Source organism: Paenibacillus solani (assembly GCF_001277345.1).
Lineage (GTDB): Bacteria > Bacillota > Bacilli > Paenibacillales > Paenibacillaceae > Paenibacillus_AQ > Paenibacillus_AQ solani.
In genome coordinates, this window is record NZ_LIUT01000001.1 from 2,355,294 (window position 1) to 2,370,997 (window position 15,704).

18 protein-coding genes are annotated in these 15,704 nt (G+C 44.2%); 7 read left to right on the forward strand and 11 right to left on the reverse strand.

What is annotated here, in order from left to right; translation table 11 throughout:
* Positions 1-52: 52 nt before the first annotated feature.
* A complete protein-coding gene (locus AM231_RS10480; RefSeq protein ID WP_054402564.1) occupies positions 53-1,066 on the forward strand; it encodes an alpha/beta fold hydrolase in 1,014 nt (337 codons plus the stop codon).
* Between the two features lie 104 nt (positions 1,067-1,170).
* The gene (locus tag AM231_RS10485) at positions 1,171-1,974 is read left to right on the forward strand and encodes a MurR/RpiR family transcriptional regulator (protein ID WP_242615115.1); all 804 of its coding nucleotides are present in this window, start codon (positions 1,171-1,173) and stop codon (positions 1,972-1,974) included.
* 55 nt (positions 1,975-2,029) lie between these two features.
* Here AM231_RS10485 and AM231_RS10490 read toward each other — a convergent pair whose 3' ends face one another.
* Positions 2,030-2,743, reverse strand: coding sequence for an N-acetylmannosamine-6-phosphate 2-epimerase (locus AM231_RS10490; protein WP_106406087.1), 714 nt, complete (start codon positions 2,741-2,743; stop codon positions 2,030-2,032).
* A gap of 8 nt (positions 2,744-2,751) precedes the next feature.
* Entirely contained in the window at positions 2,752-4,320 is a 1,569-nt protein-coding gene (ptsG, locus tag AM231_RS10495; protein WP_054402567.1) for a glucose-specific PTS transporter subunit IIBC, read from the reverse strand.
* Between the two features lie 267 nt (positions 4,321-4,587).
* On the opposite strand from ptsG, the gene AM231_RS10500 reads away from it, so the two are divergent.
* The 3 genes from AM231_RS10500 to AM231_RS10510 all read left to right on the forward strand — a co-directional run bounded on the left by AM231_RS10500 (position 4,588) and on the right by AM231_RS10510 (position 7,906).
* Entirely contained in the window at positions 4,588-5,181 is a 594-nt protein-coding gene (locus AM231_RS10500) for a TetR/AcrR family transcriptional regulator (protein WP_082341595.1), read from the forward strand.
* A gap of 56 nt (positions 5,182-5,237) precedes the next feature.
* Positions 5,238-7,058: an alpha/beta fold hydrolase gene (locus AM231_RS10505; protein ID WP_054402569.1), complete on the forward strand. Its 1,821-nt coding sequence runs from the start codon at positions 5,238-5,240 to the stop codon at positions 7,056-7,058.
* A 101-nt stretch (positions 7,059-7,159) separates the two neighbouring features.
* Positions 7,160-7,906 (forward strand): EcsC family protein, encoded by a 747-nt coding sequence (locus AM231_RS10510; RefSeq protein WP_054402570.1) that lies wholly within the window; start codon positions 7,160-7,162, stop codon positions 7,904-7,906.
* Here AM231_RS10510 and AM231_RS10515 read toward each other — a convergent pair.
* The gene (locus AM231_RS10515; RefSeq protein WP_341271619.1) at positions 7,903-8,490 is read right to left on the reverse strand and encodes a DJ-1/PfpI family protein; all 588 of its coding nucleotides are present in this window, start codon (positions 8,488-8,490) and stop codon (positions 7,903-7,905) included. The genes AM231_RS10510 and AM231_RS10515 overlap by 4 nt on opposite strands.
* 310 nt (positions 8,491-8,800) lie before the next feature.
* Between AM231_RS10515 and AM231_RS10520 the strand changes: the two genes are divergently transcribed.
* Complete coding sequence (locus tag AM231_RS10520) at positions 8,801-9,334, forward strand: hypothetical protein (protein ID WP_054402571.1); 534 nt, start codon at positions 8,801-8,803, stop codon at positions 9,332-9,334.
* Between the two features lie 217 nt (positions 9,335-9,551).
* On the opposite strand, the gene AM231_RS10525 is transcribed toward AM231_RS10520, so the two are convergent.
* Both AM231_RS10525 and AM231_RS10530 read right to left on the reverse strand, forming a co-directional pair.
* A complete protein-coding gene (locus AM231_RS10525; RefSeq protein ID WP_053493142.1) occupies positions 9,552-10,016 on the reverse strand; it encodes a hypothetical protein in 465 nt (154 codons plus the stop codon).
* An 87-nt stretch (positions 10,017-10,103) separates the two neighbouring features.
* Entirely contained in the window at positions 10,104-10,583 is a 480-nt protein-coding gene (locus AM231_RS10530; protein WP_054402572.1) for a GyrI-like domain-containing protein, read from the reverse strand.
* A gap of 110 nt (positions 10,584-10,693) precedes the next feature.
* Between AM231_RS10530 and AM231_RS10535 the strand changes: the two genes are divergently transcribed.
* The gene (locus AM231_RS10535; protein ID WP_054402573.1) at positions 10,694-11,656 is read left to right on the forward strand and encodes a helix-turn-helix transcriptional regulator; all 963 of its coding nucleotides are present in this window, start codon (positions 10,694-10,696) and stop codon (positions 11,654-11,656) included.
* Between the two features lie 155 nt (positions 11,657-11,811).
* Here AM231_RS10535 and AM231_RS10540 read toward each other — a convergent pair whose 3' ends face one another.
* The 6 genes from AM231_RS10540 to AM231_RS10565 all read right to left on the reverse strand — a co-directional run bounded on the left by AM231_RS10540 (position 11,812) and on the right by AM231_RS10565 (position 15,681).
* Positions 11,812-12,357 carry a 50S ribosomal protein L25 gene (locus AM231_RS10540; protein WP_054402574.1) on the reverse strand — a complete coding sequence of 182 codons (546 nt, stop codon included), beginning with the start codon at positions 12,355-12,357 and terminating at the stop codon, positions 11,812-11,814.
* Positions 12,358-12,650: 293 nt separating this feature from the next.
* On the reverse strand, positions 12,651-13,376 hold the full coding sequence (locus tag AM231_RS10545; protein ID WP_054402575.1) for a YwiC-like family protein: 726 nt from the start codon (positions 13,374-13,376) through the stop codon (positions 12,651-12,653).
* Between the two features lie 30 nt (positions 13,377-13,406).
* Positions 13,407-14,423, reverse strand: coding sequence for a GTP 3',8-cyclase MoaA (gene moaA / locus AM231_RS10550; RefSeq protein ID WP_054402576.1), 1,017 nt, complete (start codon positions 14,421-14,423; stop codon positions 13,407-13,409).
* 24 nt (positions 14,424-14,447) lie between these two features.
* Positions 14,448-15,008, reverse strand: a complete 561-nt coding sequence (gene mobA / locus AM231_RS10555) for a molybdenum cofactor guanylyltransferase (RefSeq protein ID WP_053493136.1) — start codon at positions 15,006-15,008, stop codon at positions 14,448-14,450.
* Complete coding sequence (gene moaD / locus AM231_RS10560) at positions 15,005-15,238, reverse strand: molybdopterin converting factor subunit 1 (RefSeq protein ID WP_053493135.1); 234 nt, start codon at positions 15,236-15,238, stop codon at positions 15,005-15,007. The genes mobA and moaD overlap by 4 nt, the downstream gene beginning before the upstream one ends.
* On the reverse strand, positions 15,235-15,681 hold the full coding sequence (locus tag AM231_RS10565) for a molybdenum cofactor biosynthesis protein MoaE (protein WP_054402577.1): 447 nt from the start codon (positions 15,679-15,681) through the stop codon (positions 15,235-15,237). The genes moaD and AM231_RS10565 overlap by 4 nt, the downstream gene beginning before the upstream one ends.
* Positions 15,682-15,704 lie beyond the last annotated feature (23 nt).

Consider the following 15,704-nt stretch of genomic DNA (forward strand, 5'->3'; position numbering starts at 1 on the left):
GTAGAGTGAAAATCAAGTTATTACTCATTTTATTTTGAAGGAGCATCCATCTATGAACGATTATGATACATATCATCTTGGAGATATCTTGCTTCAATCGGGCCAGCAACTCCCTCAAGCTTTTCTTGCTTACAAGACCTACGGAACCTTAAATGCAGAGAAAGACAATGTCATTGTATACCCGACTTGGTTTGCCGGTCGGCACACTGATAATGAATGGTTGATTGGTGAGGATAAAGCGCTCGATCCCAATCGGTATTTTATCATCGTGCCCAATATGTTGGGGAATGGATTGTCGTCTTCGCCCAGCAATACGCCCGCTCCATTTGACAAGGCGGATTTCCCTCTCATCTCCATGTATGACAATGTACGCTTTCAGCATCAGCTAATCACTCAGCAATTCGGTATTAACAAAATCAAACTCGTTGTGGGCTGGTCCCTTGGAGCTATGCAAGTATTTCAATGGGGAACGAGTTATCCTGAAATGGTCGAACGTATTGCCCCGTTTGGCGGAACGGCAAAGACCAGACCACATGCACAGCTCGTATTTGAAGGAATGATAGCGGCACTGCAAGCGGACACGAATTTTAGAAAAGGAAAGTATGAGCATCCTCCGGTTGCCGGTCTCGCAGCGATGGGAAGAGCCTATGCTCCCTGGGGATTTTCGCAGGCGTACTACTTGGAGAATTTGTATCATTCTGAGGGTTACTATTCCTTGAAGTCTTATGTAGAAGATTACTGGGATCAGGTATTTTTGTCTTTCGATGCTAACGACTTGATTGCCATGTTGCGTACAGGAATACATGGAGACATAAGTGATAATTCAGTGGACCGCTGTAACTTCGAACAGGCATTACGCAAAATCACCTCCCCTGCACTCGTTATGCCGGGTTCAAGCGATTTGTTTTTCACCCCAGAGGACAGTGCGTATGACGTTCAACATATGCCGAATGCTACGTATCAACTCATTGAATCTAAGTGGGGACATTGCTTTGGGATCGGAGCCAACGAAGCGGATTCTCTCGTTATTGACGGCTACTTGAGGCGCTTTTTGCTGTCAGATTAAATGCTATTTCAGATCATGCTAAATCCATCTGCTTTTTTACTTCGAGGCGGCTGGCTGGTAGAATAGACCCTATAACAAACATATTTGAAATGGGGCTTTATGTGATGTCGTCCAGTGTAATTGATATACTGCAGCTTGAATATCAACGTTTTTCTGCGAAAGAAAAAGAAATTGCTGATTATGTCATGCGTAATCGATCATCCATTAACAATATCAATATTAAAGAATTAGCTGCGCATACAAATACTTCAACATCGACGATCACTCGATTTTGCAAAAAAGCGGGCTGTGATACGTTTGTCGAATTTAAAATCCGCCTGAATCGTGAGGTGCAAAAACCTCGTAATGATGCGAACTTTTTTATGAAGACCCAACATCTATATAACGATATTGTCAATGCTACGGCGGAGATGCTAGATACCTCAAGAATTGAAGAAGTCGTTAAACTCATTAAAGTATCGCGCAGAATCTACATATACGGGCTTGGAAGTTCAGGGCTATCCGCCCTGGAGTTTAAATACAGACTCTCCCGGATGAATATCGTCGTGGATGCCATAACGGATGCACATATGATGATGATGAGCGCTTCCCTTCTAGGGAAACATGATCTTGTCATTGGGATATCTAACTCCGGACTTACTACAGAGGTGAGTCACGCTATGGAGGAAGCCAGAAAAAGAGGCGCCACGACGATTGGGATCACAAATTTTGACCATACCCCTCTATCTGAAGTTTCGGATATTTGCCTGTTTACTCCGGATATCGGCCGATCGGGAGACGTGAATTTCATCAATAGCCAACTCGCTATTATTTATATTTTGGACGTCGTGTCCCTTCTCTTACTTGAAGATGAGAAATTGCTACAGGCACGGCAGCAAACCCTCAATGCATTGTACTCGGAAGAATGACAAAACAAAACAGCCAACTTGATCAAGTTGGCTGTTTGTCTTTTCTTTCATGATTTTATTTTCCGGAAGTTGCCGGATTTAACTTCGATATCTCTGACACAAAACGTTCCGTGATTTGCTGCGGACGAGTGATCGCTCCACCAACAACAACGCAATACACCCCAGCCTTAAGGCAAGCTGCCGCCATTTCCGGAGTCATCACATTCCCTTCCGCAACGACCGGAGTTTTTACATGCGACACAATATCTTTCAGTATGGCAAAATCCTGAGCATAAATCTTCTGCCCCGCCGTCTCTTCTGTATAACCAACAAGCGTAGAGGATATCAAATCGAAACCGAGTTGTTCCGCATATATGGCTTCCTCTCTTGTCGAGATATCTGCCATCAGATAGAGATGAGGGTACTTGCTACGAATATCGCTGACCAACTCTTTCAATGTCTTGCCGTCTGGTCTTTCACGCAATGTTGCATCAAGGGCCACAATTTCTGCCCCTGTCTCGGCAAGCTCATCAATTTCGCGCATGGTCGGCGTGATAAATACCGGGTTGGTTCCGTAGTTTCTTTTTACAATCCCAATTACGGGTAAATCGACCTGGGTTTTAATTTCTTTAACATCCTGTGCCGAGTTCGCTCGAATCCCAATGGCTCCGCCTTGTGCAGCTGCAACCGCCATTCTGCTCATAATATACGGACTGTGCAGCGGCTCATGCTCCAAAGCTTGGCATGATACAACAAGACCGCCTTTTAAGCCTAATTTGTCTATATCCATCATTACAATTACTCCGTTTCCAAATATTCTTCAATTTCATTCTTGATCACGGTTACCTGCGGTCCGTAAATCACTTGTACACCATTCCCGACAAACACAACCGCTTTTGCTCCAGTTTCCGTAAATGCATCCTTCTGCACCTTATCTTTATCAACGACGGACACTCGAAGCCGTGTAGCGCAGCAGTCCAAATCTGTAATATTGTCCTTTCCTCCAAGAGCATTCAGAATGGCAATCGATCTGGCATTTCCGGTTTGCGCAGATGCGCTGCTATCTTCTTTCATACCTGCTTCTTGATCAGCAACAGCTTCATCCTCGCGTCCGGACGTCTTCAGATTCATCTTGACGATCAAGATTCTAAATGTGAAGTAATACAACAAGAACCATACTACACCGATGATCGGTACCCATATCCAATTCGTTTTATCATTGCCTTGCAATATTCCGAACAGGATAAAGTCGATGAGTCCACCGGAGAACGTCTGACCGATGGTAATCTGTAAGATGTGCGACAACATGAACGCCAGTCCATCAAATACGGCGTGGATGACATACAAGATTGGAGCTACGAACAAGAAGGAGAACTCCAAAGGCTCCGTAATTCCAGTTAAAAATGAAGTCAGAGCGGCAGATAACATCAGCCCACCAACCACTTTTTTACGTTCCGGTTTAGCCGTATGGTAAATAGCCAGTGCTGCACCCATGAGTCCAAACATCATCGTAATAAAACGGCCTGACATAAATCTTGATGTTCCGGAGAAGAATTTCTCGGTTGTCGGATCCCCTAGTTGTGCGAAAAAGATATTTTGCGTCCCTTCGTAAACTTTACCGCCAACTTCCATAATGCCGCCGATTCCGGTTTGCCAAAAAGGAAGATAGAAAATGTGATGCAGTCCAAGTGGTCCAAGCATCCGTAATAAGAACCCATAGATGAAAGTACCAATGTAACCGGTTTTGTCGACCAGATTTCCAAGCCCTGAGATCCCGAGCTGGACTGTTGGCCAGATCAAAAATAGAGCGATTCCAATGAAAATGGCGGCAAAGGACGAAACAATCGGAATAAATCGTGAACCGCCGAAAAATCCGAGGAACTGAGGAAGCTCTATTTTGTTGTACCGATTATGCAGCCATGCTGTAACCAATCCAACAACGATACCTCCAAGTACGCCTGTCTGTAACGTTTGTATCCCTAAGACCATTCCCTGTCCCGCACCTGCGAGATTATCTACAGCAAGCTGCCCGGTATTCACCAGCATGGCATTGATGGATGCATTCATGACAAGGTAGGATAAACCCGCAGCCAATCCTGCCGTTCCTTTATCCGCTCTTGCCATCCCCACTGCCACGCCAATAGCAAAGATCAATGCCAGATTATCAAATACAATGCTTCCGGCGCTGCTCATGACGGTGAATACTTGCTGCAGCCATTCTATTTGCAGAAATGGATACGATTTGATCGTATTCGCATTCGATAATGCTCCGCCGATGCCTAATAATAAACCCGCAGCCGGAAGTACGGCAATCGGAAGCATGAAGGACTTACCAAACTTCTGCGCCTTCTCAAAATAACGTTTCACTTAGGCGACCACCTTCCAATAATCATTTTCACAACAATATTAATCATGAAAATGGTTTTCGTCAAGACAAAATTTAAATCGCTTTCCTCTCGTATTAGAAACTTACGATAGCCTTTGAGTTGAATATTCCCTTTTTGTCTATCCTCTATGCGATACTGTATCTTTGTTTAAGGCTACTTCCTCGGATGGCTGTATTCAGGGGAATTATCATTAGATATGTGATGGGATCTAGTTGACACTCATGAACTAGTACTATATAGTACTAGTATGGAAAAACTAAGAAAAAGAAAATCGAATCGTGATACCGTACTACAAGTTGCCGCACATTTGTTCCTAACAAAAGGCTATCAGCTAACAAGCATGGATGAAATCGTTGACCACTCTAAAGTTTCAAAAACAAACATCTATTATCACTTCAAAAGTAAGGAGGATTTGTTGCTACAAATTATGAGCCAGTTTATGATTCATTACCAAGAACGGATTGACACCGTACTGGCGCGAACGGACTTGTCCGTCATTGACAAGCTAGGAAGTTTCATCAATGTTATAGCTGAAGATAATACTGGAACTGATTATTTAGCGGGATGTCCATTTATTACCTTCTATACTCAAGTTTCTAATGACTTGATTAAAGTTCAGGAAATGGTTAAGGATTTCTTCGAACATCAAACCACTTTACTGGAACAACTGTTATCGGAAGCCATTCAAAATAAAGAATTACCGGAACAAACCCCCATCAAACAAACAGCAGCATTGATTATTTCTTCCATAGAAGGAGGATTGTTCCTCACCAAAGCCACAAACAACCCCTTGTTGTTAAATAATATCCTTACTTCTGTAGCATTTTTGCTAAAGAAGTAATTTTTTTCTCATTACTAGTACTAATCAGTACTATATCAAAGGAGTAAATTTATAACATGAATATATTTTTGACAGGCGGGACAGGTTTTATCGGAAAACAGATCATAAAGCTTATTCCAAAACATCATCGCACCATTGTTTTAGTTCGTTCCATCAACAAATTCAATAAATTGGTAGACTCCTTAGTGCCCACTGGACAACAAAATGTGGTTCCCGTCTTGGGCGACCTTACACAGCCGAACCTGGGTTTAAAGGGAAATGACCTACACCTTGTCATGGATGCCGATATCATTATTCATGCAGGTGGCCCTATGAATATAGAACTGGATCAAGGCACAGCAGAACGGGTCTTTCTACAAGCCTCCAAGGAAATCGCCGCAATTGCTCAATTGGTTCATCAGAAAAAAGCTTTGAAGCAATTCATACACATAGTCGGATTTATGAGCCCTTATAACGAGGAGAATTTCTCAGACGATCAGACGGGCTTCCATCTAGAGAAAGCCCCACCCTATGAACAAATGAAATTCAAAGCGGATATGTATATTCGACAAACCATGCGTGATCTAGGCATACCTTTGTCTGTCGTTAACCCCGGCGTCGTAATCGGAGATTCCGTAACGGGAAAGACAGAGCAGCTCGGCGGTTTAAGTATTTTGGTCGATTCCACGAGGAGAAAACTAATGCCTCTCGTCCCTGGAGGAAAAGAATACTGGATTCCTATGGTTCATGTGGATCATGTTGCTTCTTTGGTTTCTGCCTTAGTTGAGGAGGATCAGCCAGAAAACAACACGTACTTTTTGCTGGATGAGAAATATAATACCCCTAATATGAAGGAACTCGTTACAGCAATCGCAAAAGAAGTTCGTGTAAAACCTCCTGTAGGCGCAGTTTCACTAAAATTAATGAAAAGTTTACTTCGTTTGGGAGGAGGGAACTTAGTGAAAATCCCTGAAGCCTCCATGGATTTTATTGTGAAACCAGATTTCCCTACCAAGTCAAAAACAGATATGAGTGTTAAACACAATTTGAATGTATCGCTTCAACAAACTATCCTGCCATTTGTTATTACTGACTTGGACCATCGTTTATCCCATAAGGATTCAACCCTCCCCGATAGATTCCACAATAGCCGAATTGGGAATTTGACTGCACTAGTTAGGGAGGGAATTGGAATACCGATTATCATGCTCCATGGTACATTTTCTGGGGCGGATTGCCTCATTCCATTGGCAAACTCCTTGCCTCAAAGGCCGATTTGGCTTGTAGATCTGCCTGGTTTTGGGCGTACACCTTATCACCACAATCCCCAAACGATGGTTGGTTACATTAATTCCGTTGTTGATTTGATCCTTAGCTTTCAATCACAGGTTATCTTGGTTGGACACTCTTTTGGGGGATTGGTCGCAGCACAAGCAGCAGGACTAATTCAAGAGAGACTCCATAAGTTAATTCTCTTACAACCGGTCTTACAACCAGCACCTTACATATATCGTTCTCCCAAAGTAACAAAGTTCTTTTTATCACTGATGAATGAATCGATGTTCAAAAGAAGGCTCTTGGCAAACGGAAGCTTTGTAAATGAGAAGGAGATCCCCGAGTCCTATTTAAATTACGTAATGGAAGATTTGGAGTCGCCTCGAGTTAGAACATCTTCAGCGGAAGTTATGGCTGCTATTTCAACCCCCCATTCGATTCAAGCGAATCCTGACGAGATTGATTTGAACAAGCTCAACATCCTTTGGGGAGATAAAGATTTGGAGTATTCTGTTCCGGATGAATGGAGCCGCAAACCAATCACTCACTTACCGTTAGGACATCAATTTCCTATTTCTCACCCGGAAATAACTGCACAATGGATTCAAAAATGGATTCAATAAAAACTGGACCTTAGTCGAGGTTCGCTACCTGCCGAGGACGGTTTTCGAATGCCGGAGATTTTCGTACAATAAAGGGAAGATTTACGGAGGAGCGATTGATCATGAATTATGAGCAAGAAATACAGAAGGAAATTGCCGATTGGGAACAAACCCTGTTCAAACCGCCAGGATGGCTGGAAAAAACATCGAAAAGCATCGGCAGTCGGATCAATCATTGGATTCCGCCGAAAGTGCATAGCATCATTACGACCACCATTCGATCAATCGTGCGCACAGCTCTCTTCGGTGCGGAATATACGCCTAGCCGTCCAGTGCAAAAAAGACTACAGCTGGAGTCCGCTGACCAAGAAGCTAAAGAGTTATTTGCCCTCTATCAAAAAATCGCGGTCGCCGAAGGCGCTGGTACGGGAGCTGGCGGCATGATGCTCAGCATGGTCGATTTCCCGGCACTAATTGCCATCAAAATGAAATTTCTGTTTGAGATGGCACATGTTTATGGTTATGACACCAAACACTTCTCCGAGCGTGTATTTATTCTTAAGGTATTTCAGATGACTTTCTCTGGGCCGGAAAACCGTGCCCGTCTGCTCGATTCTATCAAGCGTTGGCATATTGAGAAGGAGCAATGGCATTCTGAAGCGGAGTATTCCAAGAATATGGACTGGGAGACCTTTCAGATCGAGTATCGCGACGCCATGGACTTTCGGAAAATGCTGCAGATGGTGCCAGGCATCGGTGCCATCGCAGGTGCATGGGCAAATTACTCCATTCTTGAGGAGCTGCGTGAATTCGCCATGAATGCTTACCGCCTGCGCAGATTGCACGATGATCTCGGGTCTATGGATTAATTATAGAGGGATGAATCGCTCCCTTGCATGGTCTGCATCATGACATCGTAATATTGAGAATCGTCAGTCAGGAAGTAGCGATACCACGCTTCTAATGTTTCATGATGGAACAAATCCAACAGCTTAATAACCTCGCGTGCTAGTAATAATCCGCCGGCAGCACTGGTCGTGATCAGGTTGCCGTCTACAACGATCTTCTCATTTCTGTAGCAAGCAGCGCCCTCGTATGCGGGGCAGCATATAGCCAAATACTCCAGACTGTTGCTCATATGTTGACGATGATTTAATATACCGGCATTGGCGAGCGCAGCGGTTGCTCCGCATATTGCAGCAACATTGCCGCCTGCATCAAGCAGTTGTTTTGCTTTTGCAACAATGGGTGTATGTTCGGGAACATGCCATTGGTCTGCCCCTGGCAGGAGCAATATAGCGGTGCTTTCAAGGGTGATCTCTTCTATCGTTGTATCAGGCAGGATCGTCATTCCACCCTTGGTTGTTATGGGAGATTTGGTAGCGCCCACCGTTTTAACGGGGATACGCCCCTTTCGATTTTTAAAATATTGACCTGAGTTGAGCTCTGCAATGACATAACCAAGCTCTCAATCGGCCATCGTATCCAGTACATAAACATAAGCGTATTTCATATATTCCTCCTTGATGATTTAGGTTTCATCGTCATCTATCCGAATTAATCCGATTTTGCGTGTTGTTCTCCCTCCTACATCTGATAATACAGGTCTAATGTGGACATCAGTATGTCGGTGTTCCTCTGAGTTGCCTCTCCTTCTATCGATTTCGAATAGAATTTGTTAGTAAATCTTGTTCATTTCGAGATTGTTCAGCTCAAGATTATCGGATATGATATATGTACTACTTATTAGAGGTGTACTACATATGAAAAAGACTTTAGCCCTACTCATCATGTTGGCATTATTTATTCTGCCATCGCAGGCCTTGGCCGCCCCCCAAGTCAAAATGTCTACTTCCGAGGTAAACAAAATCTACTTCGAGGAGTACAATGTCAGGCTGAAACAGGTGAAGAGCAACATAAGCAAAATTAAAGCTCCAGTGTGCCAAAACGTAGCTTCACTCTCGAGCCAGTACAAGCAATTAACAACGAATTACAATAATCTCAAGAAATCCAAGGCCGACAAAACAGCACTAAACCAAGCCAAGACAGCACTTGATAAGTCCAAGAAGAGTCTTAGTGAAGCTAAGAAAGCCTGTAGTATCAAGACTGCTGAGCTGAAAAAAGCTGCCAATAACGATTTAAAAGAAATCACCAAATTTAAAACTTCAACCGTCAAAGAGCTGATAAATGATTACAATAAAGGCAGTATTACTTCGAATCAGTTCAATGAGCGCATGCTGAATCTCGTAAAGCATGTAAATGATTACTTCTCGGCTATTCTGGAAGAGACTGAGTAAATCCCTATAAACTGTTTACTGTCCTTCTATTCCGCTATCCTATCCGAACACAATCTCATTTGATCTTCCTCGGAAGCCTTGTCCTCAGTTTGGTGACAAGGCTTCCATCGTTCAATAACAAAAAGCCGCGATTCCATTCGCGACTTGTGTCCCATCATATTCTCGTCATCCACGCTTTGCGCAGCGTTAATACCACGTATGCTATGAACTTTCGATCTTAATACTCTCCTTTTATTACAAAGAACGAGCCCCGAATGGTTCCGGCTAATTTAGACTTCTGTCTTGCAAACTTAAACTTCCCTTCCAGCTCCTCGGGTACCTCCATCCCTTCCGAAAGCTTAAAGCCAACGGCCCGCTTCTTAGGATCATCAACCGTATACATGACATTGAGTCCGAGACCATCCTCATAAAAAACATAGGAAAATTGAATGTTCTCCACTTGAAAACGGGATGTTTCTAATGGTTTTGCCGCAAACGCAAGATCACGTTCTTCTTTCAAAATGCGGTTAACATAATCAAGGGTCTCTTGGCTTTCACTGGCGGGTACAACTGTAAATTCATGCTTATATTTGTTCATAAAATAACGGGCTTCATTCGCTCGTAAACCAGCAAGAGCCTCTGCTACAGGCGATGACTCTAAACCAGCTGTAGACACATTCTTAAAGTCAACGATATAGGACATGTTCAATCATTCCTCCTAAAAGTTTTGCGAGTTTTACTTCTTAATCGTACTTCGCGTAAAACTCGCCTTGAATGCATTATTAATTCATTATTTCTTTACGACTGGAATCCATAATTCACCAATGACCAAGCCATTCTGATGTTCCATTTCAACGGTTGCATTCGGCCCACCAACATAAGCGAAATTTGTAGCTTCCGGCAGAACTTGACCAAATGCAATGCCAGTCAGCTTGTTGCTCAACTCTTCGGCAGAATTCCCTTCCCCTTTGACGACAAGATATTCCCCCTTAGGAAATTGAATGACTCTGGTGGCTTCCGGTAACGATGCCTTAGACATGACACCAGCATAAAACATCATCTTGTTATTCACCGCTTCGTTCACTGCGAAAATGTAGTCATTGTCGGCCACACCTTTTAAAGTGTCAAGCGTTCCATCTTCTTTGACTGCCGACCAAAAGTCTGCCTTTTCCTTGTTTATACCAGCATAGTCTGTGTAATGGCTCTTAAGCTCAGTTCCAATTCCTAATACGATAAAGCTGTCTTTTTCTTCAAGCGTATATTCTGCCATGTTCAAAACCTTCCTTTGTTTTAAATTTACCAAATGATTTGTCTTTTCACTTGATAGGTTTATAATATCCTTAAATCATGTCAAAAAATGATACTGTTTAGGGGGCCCCTATGAAAAAAGTTGAACGGATTAATGTCATCATGCGGTATATCAACAACCGTGCCCACTTTTCCATTTCTGAAATCATGCGAGAATTTAACATCTCTCGTTCGACAGCTATTCGGGATATCCGGGAGATCGAAGCTATGGGGATGCCGCTTGTCGCTGAAGTTGGGCGGGATGGCGGTTATTTTGTCATGAATAACTCCGTCCTGCCCACAGTCCGCTTTACTGACACTGAAATTAAAGCTTTGTTTATTGCCTTTATGGCTACAAGAAATCAACAGCTCCCTTATTTAAAGAGTCGTCATTCTTTAGCTGAAAAGTTACTTGGGCTTATCTCAGAAAACCAGCAAGATGCCCTTGTTCTTTTAAATCAAATATTACTGTTCGAAGGGACCAATCCCAATAATCCCGACTTGCTTGATCTGTCAGACCTGCCCCATCCGATGCTAGAAAAACTCATCCAAATTATTCTGCTCGACAGCTGTTTATTGGTTTCCATCCAAGAAGAGAAAGAAATAAAATCGTATCCCATTTATCTCCTGCACCTATATCGGGAGAAGAGTTTATGGTTAATTGAAGGTTTTGACTTGGAGGAAGAAAAGAGACGGATTATTCCTGTCGATAATCTCACCCATGTAGAACGATTCCAGACGAAAAAAAAAGTAAGCAAGAAAAAGATTTTAGAACAGCTCAGCAAACAGGAAGAAGCCACTAATCTTGTCCTTGAGCTTGGATCTAAGGCGATTGCCCAGTTCAAGAAATACCATCCTTTAAAGTTTTCAATTGCCTATACAAATCCTTACCAAACCACTGCCATTCTTAAAACTTTTATCCATGTGGATCACGCAGAAGAATTATCCGAAATCATTAATTGGCTGCTTTTTCTAGGTGAAGATATTGCGGTCAGGGAGATGCCAGATGCCGTCTTAGCGGGTTTACAAAAGAGATTAAGTTTATTCTGCCCATAAGCAGGCCAAGGGAAACGATGAACTTGCTGAATAGAAGAGCTTTTGTCATAAAAAAAGAGCCCGGTACAGGACCGGACTCAATAAGTAAGAAAAACTAATCTATATGTAACCTTCAAGGTTGCTTTTATATAATGGGAACTTGTTCGTAATGAAAACTATGGTTTCGCCACGGATACAAGAAGCTCGTTCCCGCCTGAAATAACCGTCAGCTCAGACGGCAAATCCAGATCCTTCACAAACAGTGTATCTCCCACTTCCATCGCGCTGATATCCAGCTCTACGGAAGATGGCAGGTACTTCGGCAATGCTTCGACTTCCACAAAAGGGTCCTGCATATGCACGACGCCCCCCGTCTTCGTCCCAACAGGAGTACCAATGAACTTCACCGCAAGTTTCGTACGAATAATTTCGCCCGTTTGTACAAGCTGAAAATCAACATGTACCGGAGCTCCGGTCACAGGGTTCCGCTGAAGATCCTCCAGCAATACGGTCAGCGACTTGTCGCCATCCATCTTCAGTTCGATGAACCCGGACTCCCCTTTTTTAAGCCACTTCTCAAATTCTATGGTGGAAATGTGTATGATCTCGTTGTCTACGTTCTTTCCAAATACGACCCCGGGCAAACGCCCCTTTTGACGCAAATTACGCAGTCCGGAAGAATTCAATCTCGGACGTCTTTCAGTATGAATGCATGTAGCCATGCTCTACCTCTCCTTTATATGAGTGATCTTAGCGCTGTAACAGCGACCCCAGAACCTCCCCTGCCAGGGGACAAATAGAGAAACATAGCATCACGACCCTCCAAATCCTGTCAGATAGTTAGCCATACATTAAATGTAAAAAACCCGGAAATACAGACGAAGGCACCCCACTCAAAAAAGAGTGGAATGCCCATGGGTTTCATACATCATATCATAGATACCGAGCCTTGTCGAAGTTACTGCCGCGCGGCAATATTTCGTAAGAACATGTTCAAGACTTTTTCACAATCACTCTACAACCACAACATCGCAAGTATCAGAAATTGAATGGAGCCTATGATTTCAATAATCCCCACCTTCATCGGACGTATGACTCGTCCGGCATACAGGAAGGTACGGAGCAGCGAGAAGAGATAGGCAACTGCCATCCAGGGATTCCCCACAATCCAGGGCACTACCAACAAGATGATGTGATAGCTTTTGGCATAAACGGTCCAGCGTTTGTTCTTCCGCTCGCGAAATACCGACTTGACAAAGAAAACACTCCCCATGAAATAAAGAACATTGTACAGGATAATGAGAACCATCATACGGTCCCATCCTCCTCCGCCAAGCAGATAGGCAGCTGCGCCCCCTAACGAAAATATGAGAATTGCACATAAATCGTTAAATACTGCCCGCTCCTTCTTCCGCTTAACGTTCCATATGTTGACCATGAGAAGCACGAGCAGAATGGGTGCGAATAAGGCAAGCTGCGGCAATGTCAGCAGCGGTGGAATCAGACTTAGAACAGCGATCGCCCCGTAAATTGCCCCCCACTTGATCATGCGGGCTCGATCAGCACGCTTCTTTAACGATTGTAGAAACGGATAGGATGACAAATAAAGAAATAGCCATGCTACAAATAAGAATACGTGCATCCAATTCGGTTTACCGGATAACATACCGATCACGAATGGAATGCTGACCATCGCCCACCCACCATGTTCATGGGGAATGACCATTCCCTGCTTCTTCACAACTCATGACTCCTCTCAAGGGTTACACATCTACCCGCCGATATAGGACATGTTTATTTTATTGCGCCGGATCGCGGTCTGCTCCGTTCTTTCATCAGAGTAACGATCCGCTCTCTTCTCCCATACGCCGCGAATCGCAGCCAGAATCTGTTCATCTGTCGCCCCGCCGCGAACAAGTTCACGCACATCATATCCCTGTGAAGCAAACAGACAGGTATACATTTTTCCGTCCGAAGATAATCGGGCTCGTGTACATGATGAACAGAATGATTCCGATACAGAAGTAATAAAGCCAACCTCTGCACCATTGTCTTTATATCGATAACGCTTCGCAACTTCTCCATAATAATGCTGCTCAAGCGGCTCTAATTCATAAGAAGAGGCCATTCGTTCATAAATCTCTTTCTTCGTGACGACACGCTCAAAGCTCCAGCCGTTGTCATTGCCCACATCCATAAACTCGATAAAACACAGCATTATTCCCTGTTTCTTAAAATAAGCCGCCATGGGCAGTATTTCCTGATCATTCATGCCTTTTTGCACGACCATATTGACTTTGATCTGAAAACCTATATCCCGAGCATGCTTGATATTCTCCAGAATAAGATCCGGTTTAATCCCGCGGCCGTTGATACTGGCAAACAGCTCCGGATCGAGTGCATCAAGGCTAATGTTGAGTCGGCGTAAACCTTGATCATACAATGGCTGGGCATACTGCTTCAGTAAAAGTCCGTTGGTCGTCAGTCCGATGTCTTCGATTCCCTCAACCTCAGTAAGCATACCTACAAGCACCGGCAGATCTCTTCGCAAGAGCGGTTCACCGCCGGTTAAACGGATTTTCTTCACTCCAAGCGATGCGAACAGCCGTGCGACACGGCTGATCTCCTCAAAAGACAGCAGCTCTTGTTTCGGGAGGAATGGAAAGTCATCGCCGAATATTTCCTTCGGCATGCAATAGGTGCAGCGGAAATTGCAGCGATCGGTCACGGATATGCGCAAATCGCGGATCGGTCGTTGCAGCTGATCTCGCATGGGTATGGTTGTCATATATCCTCTTCCTCTCTTGTCATGCTATCCCGGCGTATTCATATTCCGAAACACCAATTCTGTATTCACGGTTAATTCGTTTGCTTGAATCCATGTTGTCTTAACTTGCTTTAGTAATTTCATCACACTGTATTGACCATGCTCCAGCGATTGGCGAATCGCAGACTTTAATCGTTGATCAAAAATGGCAACCAGCGGATGGTACACACCATCTGCTTGTACAGCGATCACATCTTCATCTGCACAATATTTCACAAGTGTTTCCATCACTTCAGGACGCATATTAGGCATATCGCAGGGTAATACAGCATACCGCGAAGCGGGGGAGATCGTCATCGCTGAATAGATACCGGCGAGTGGTCCACATCCGCGAAAAGGTTCAACATCCGTCACCATGCTCATTTCTGGATGATAACATTCCCGGTGTTCCTCACGCCCTACAATGATAACTTGCGAACATATACCTTTAAGCGCATGGACCGCAATCTCGTAATAAGCCATGCCGTCCGCCTGGGCGAAAGCTTTGGGGGAACCGTAGCGACTGGACAATCCACCTGCCAGAACGATTCCAAGCGTATTCATCATCCGCCGCTGACCGGTGGGATAAGGGCCACGATATCACCGGAAGTGATAACATCTTCCCGGCTGGCATACTCCTCGTTCACAGCAACAAATACCGTCTTGTTTCGAAACGCCGGGTAGGCTTCTTCTACCCAATCGAGAAGCTCTTGCACCTTCCACTCTGCTCGATCAATCGTCTCTTCGGCCTTTCCGGCAGCATCACGCAGGCCTGCAAAATAATACACCTGAATCATACCATCGTTTCCCCCTGACTAGGCTTCTTCTTCTGATCCCCTATCCATTCCTCGCCATCTTCCCATATTTCCTTCTTCCAGATCGGAACCATTTCCTTAATCCGTTCAATCGCATACTCATTAGCTTCATATGCTGCCTTGCGGTGCGGCGATGATACCGCGATCACAACGGCAATATCCGAAATATGCAGTTCACCGATCCGGTGGGCAATCGCCACGCGTGCACCTGGCCATTTCTCTTCAATCTCAAGGCCTACCTGAGCCAGCTTCTTCTCTGCCATGGGTACATATGCCTCGTAAGCCAAATACAAGGTTCTGACTCCATGCGTCCATTCACGGACATGACCCGTAAACGTGGTCACCGCCCCTGCCCCCGGATGCAGAACATAATCGATGTAATCCTGGACATTAATGGGCTCCGCTACAATTGCATATGGTTTCATCTATTGATCACCTTCTATATAAT

Bases quoted from the DNA above. Each gene is read 5' to 3' on its own strand.
- AM231_RS10480 (WP_054402564.1), top strand. From the start codon at position 53: ATGAACGATTATGATACATATCATCTTGGAGATATCTTGCTTCAATCG.
- AM231_RS10485 (WP_242615115.1), top strand. From the start codon at position 1,171: ATGTCGTCCAGTGTAATTGATATACTGCAGCTTGAATATCAACGTTTT.
- AM231_RS10490 (WP_106406087.1), bottom strand. From the start codon at position 2,743: ATGGATATAGACAAATTAGGCTTAAAAGGCGGTCTTGTTGTATCATGC.
- AM231_RS10500 (WP_082341595.1), top strand. From the start codon at position 4,588: ATGGAAAAACTAAGAAAAAGAAAATCGAATCGTGATACCGTACTACAA.
- AM231_RS10505 (WP_054402569.1), top strand. From the start codon at position 5,238: ATGAATATATTTTTGACAGGCGGGACAGGTTTTATCGGAAAACAGATC.
- AM231_RS10510 (WP_054402570.1), top strand. From the start codon at position 7,160: ATGAATTATGAGCAAGAAATACAGAAGGAAATTGCCGATTGGGAACAA.
- AM231_RS10520 (WP_054402571.1), top strand. From the start codon at position 8,801: ATGAAAAAGACTTTAGCCCTACTCATCATGTTGGCATTATTTATTCTG.
- AM231_RS10525 (WP_053493142.1), bottom strand. From the start codon at position 10,016: ATGTCCTATATCGTTGACTTTAAGAATGTGTCTACAGCTGGTTTAGAG.
- AM231_RS10530 (WP_054402572.1), bottom strand. From the start codon at position 10,583: ATGGCAGAATATACGCTTGAAGAAAAAGACAGCTTTATCGTATTAGGA.
- AM231_RS10535 (WP_054402573.1), top strand. From the start codon at position 10,694: ATGAAAAAAGTTGAACGGATTAATGTCATCATGCGGTATATCAACAAC.
- AM231_RS10540 (WP_054402574.1), bottom strand. From the start codon at position 12,357: ATGGCTACATGCATTCATACTGAAAGACGTCCGAGATTGAATTCTTCC.
- moaA (WP_054402576.1), bottom strand. From the start codon at position 14,423: ATGACAACCATACCCATGCGAGATCAGCTGCAACGACCGATCCGCGAT.
- mobA (WP_053493136.1), bottom strand. From the start codon at position 15,008: ATGATGAATACGCTTGGAATCGTTCTGGCAGGTGGATTGTCCAGTCGC.
- moaD (WP_053493135.1), bottom strand. From the start codon at position 15,238: ATGATTCAGGTGTATTATTTTGCAGGCCTGCGTGATGCTGCCGGAAAG.
- AM231_RS10565 (WP_054402577.1), bottom strand. From the start codon at position 15,681: ATGAAACCATATGCAATTGTAGCGGAGCCCATTAATGTCCAGGATTAC.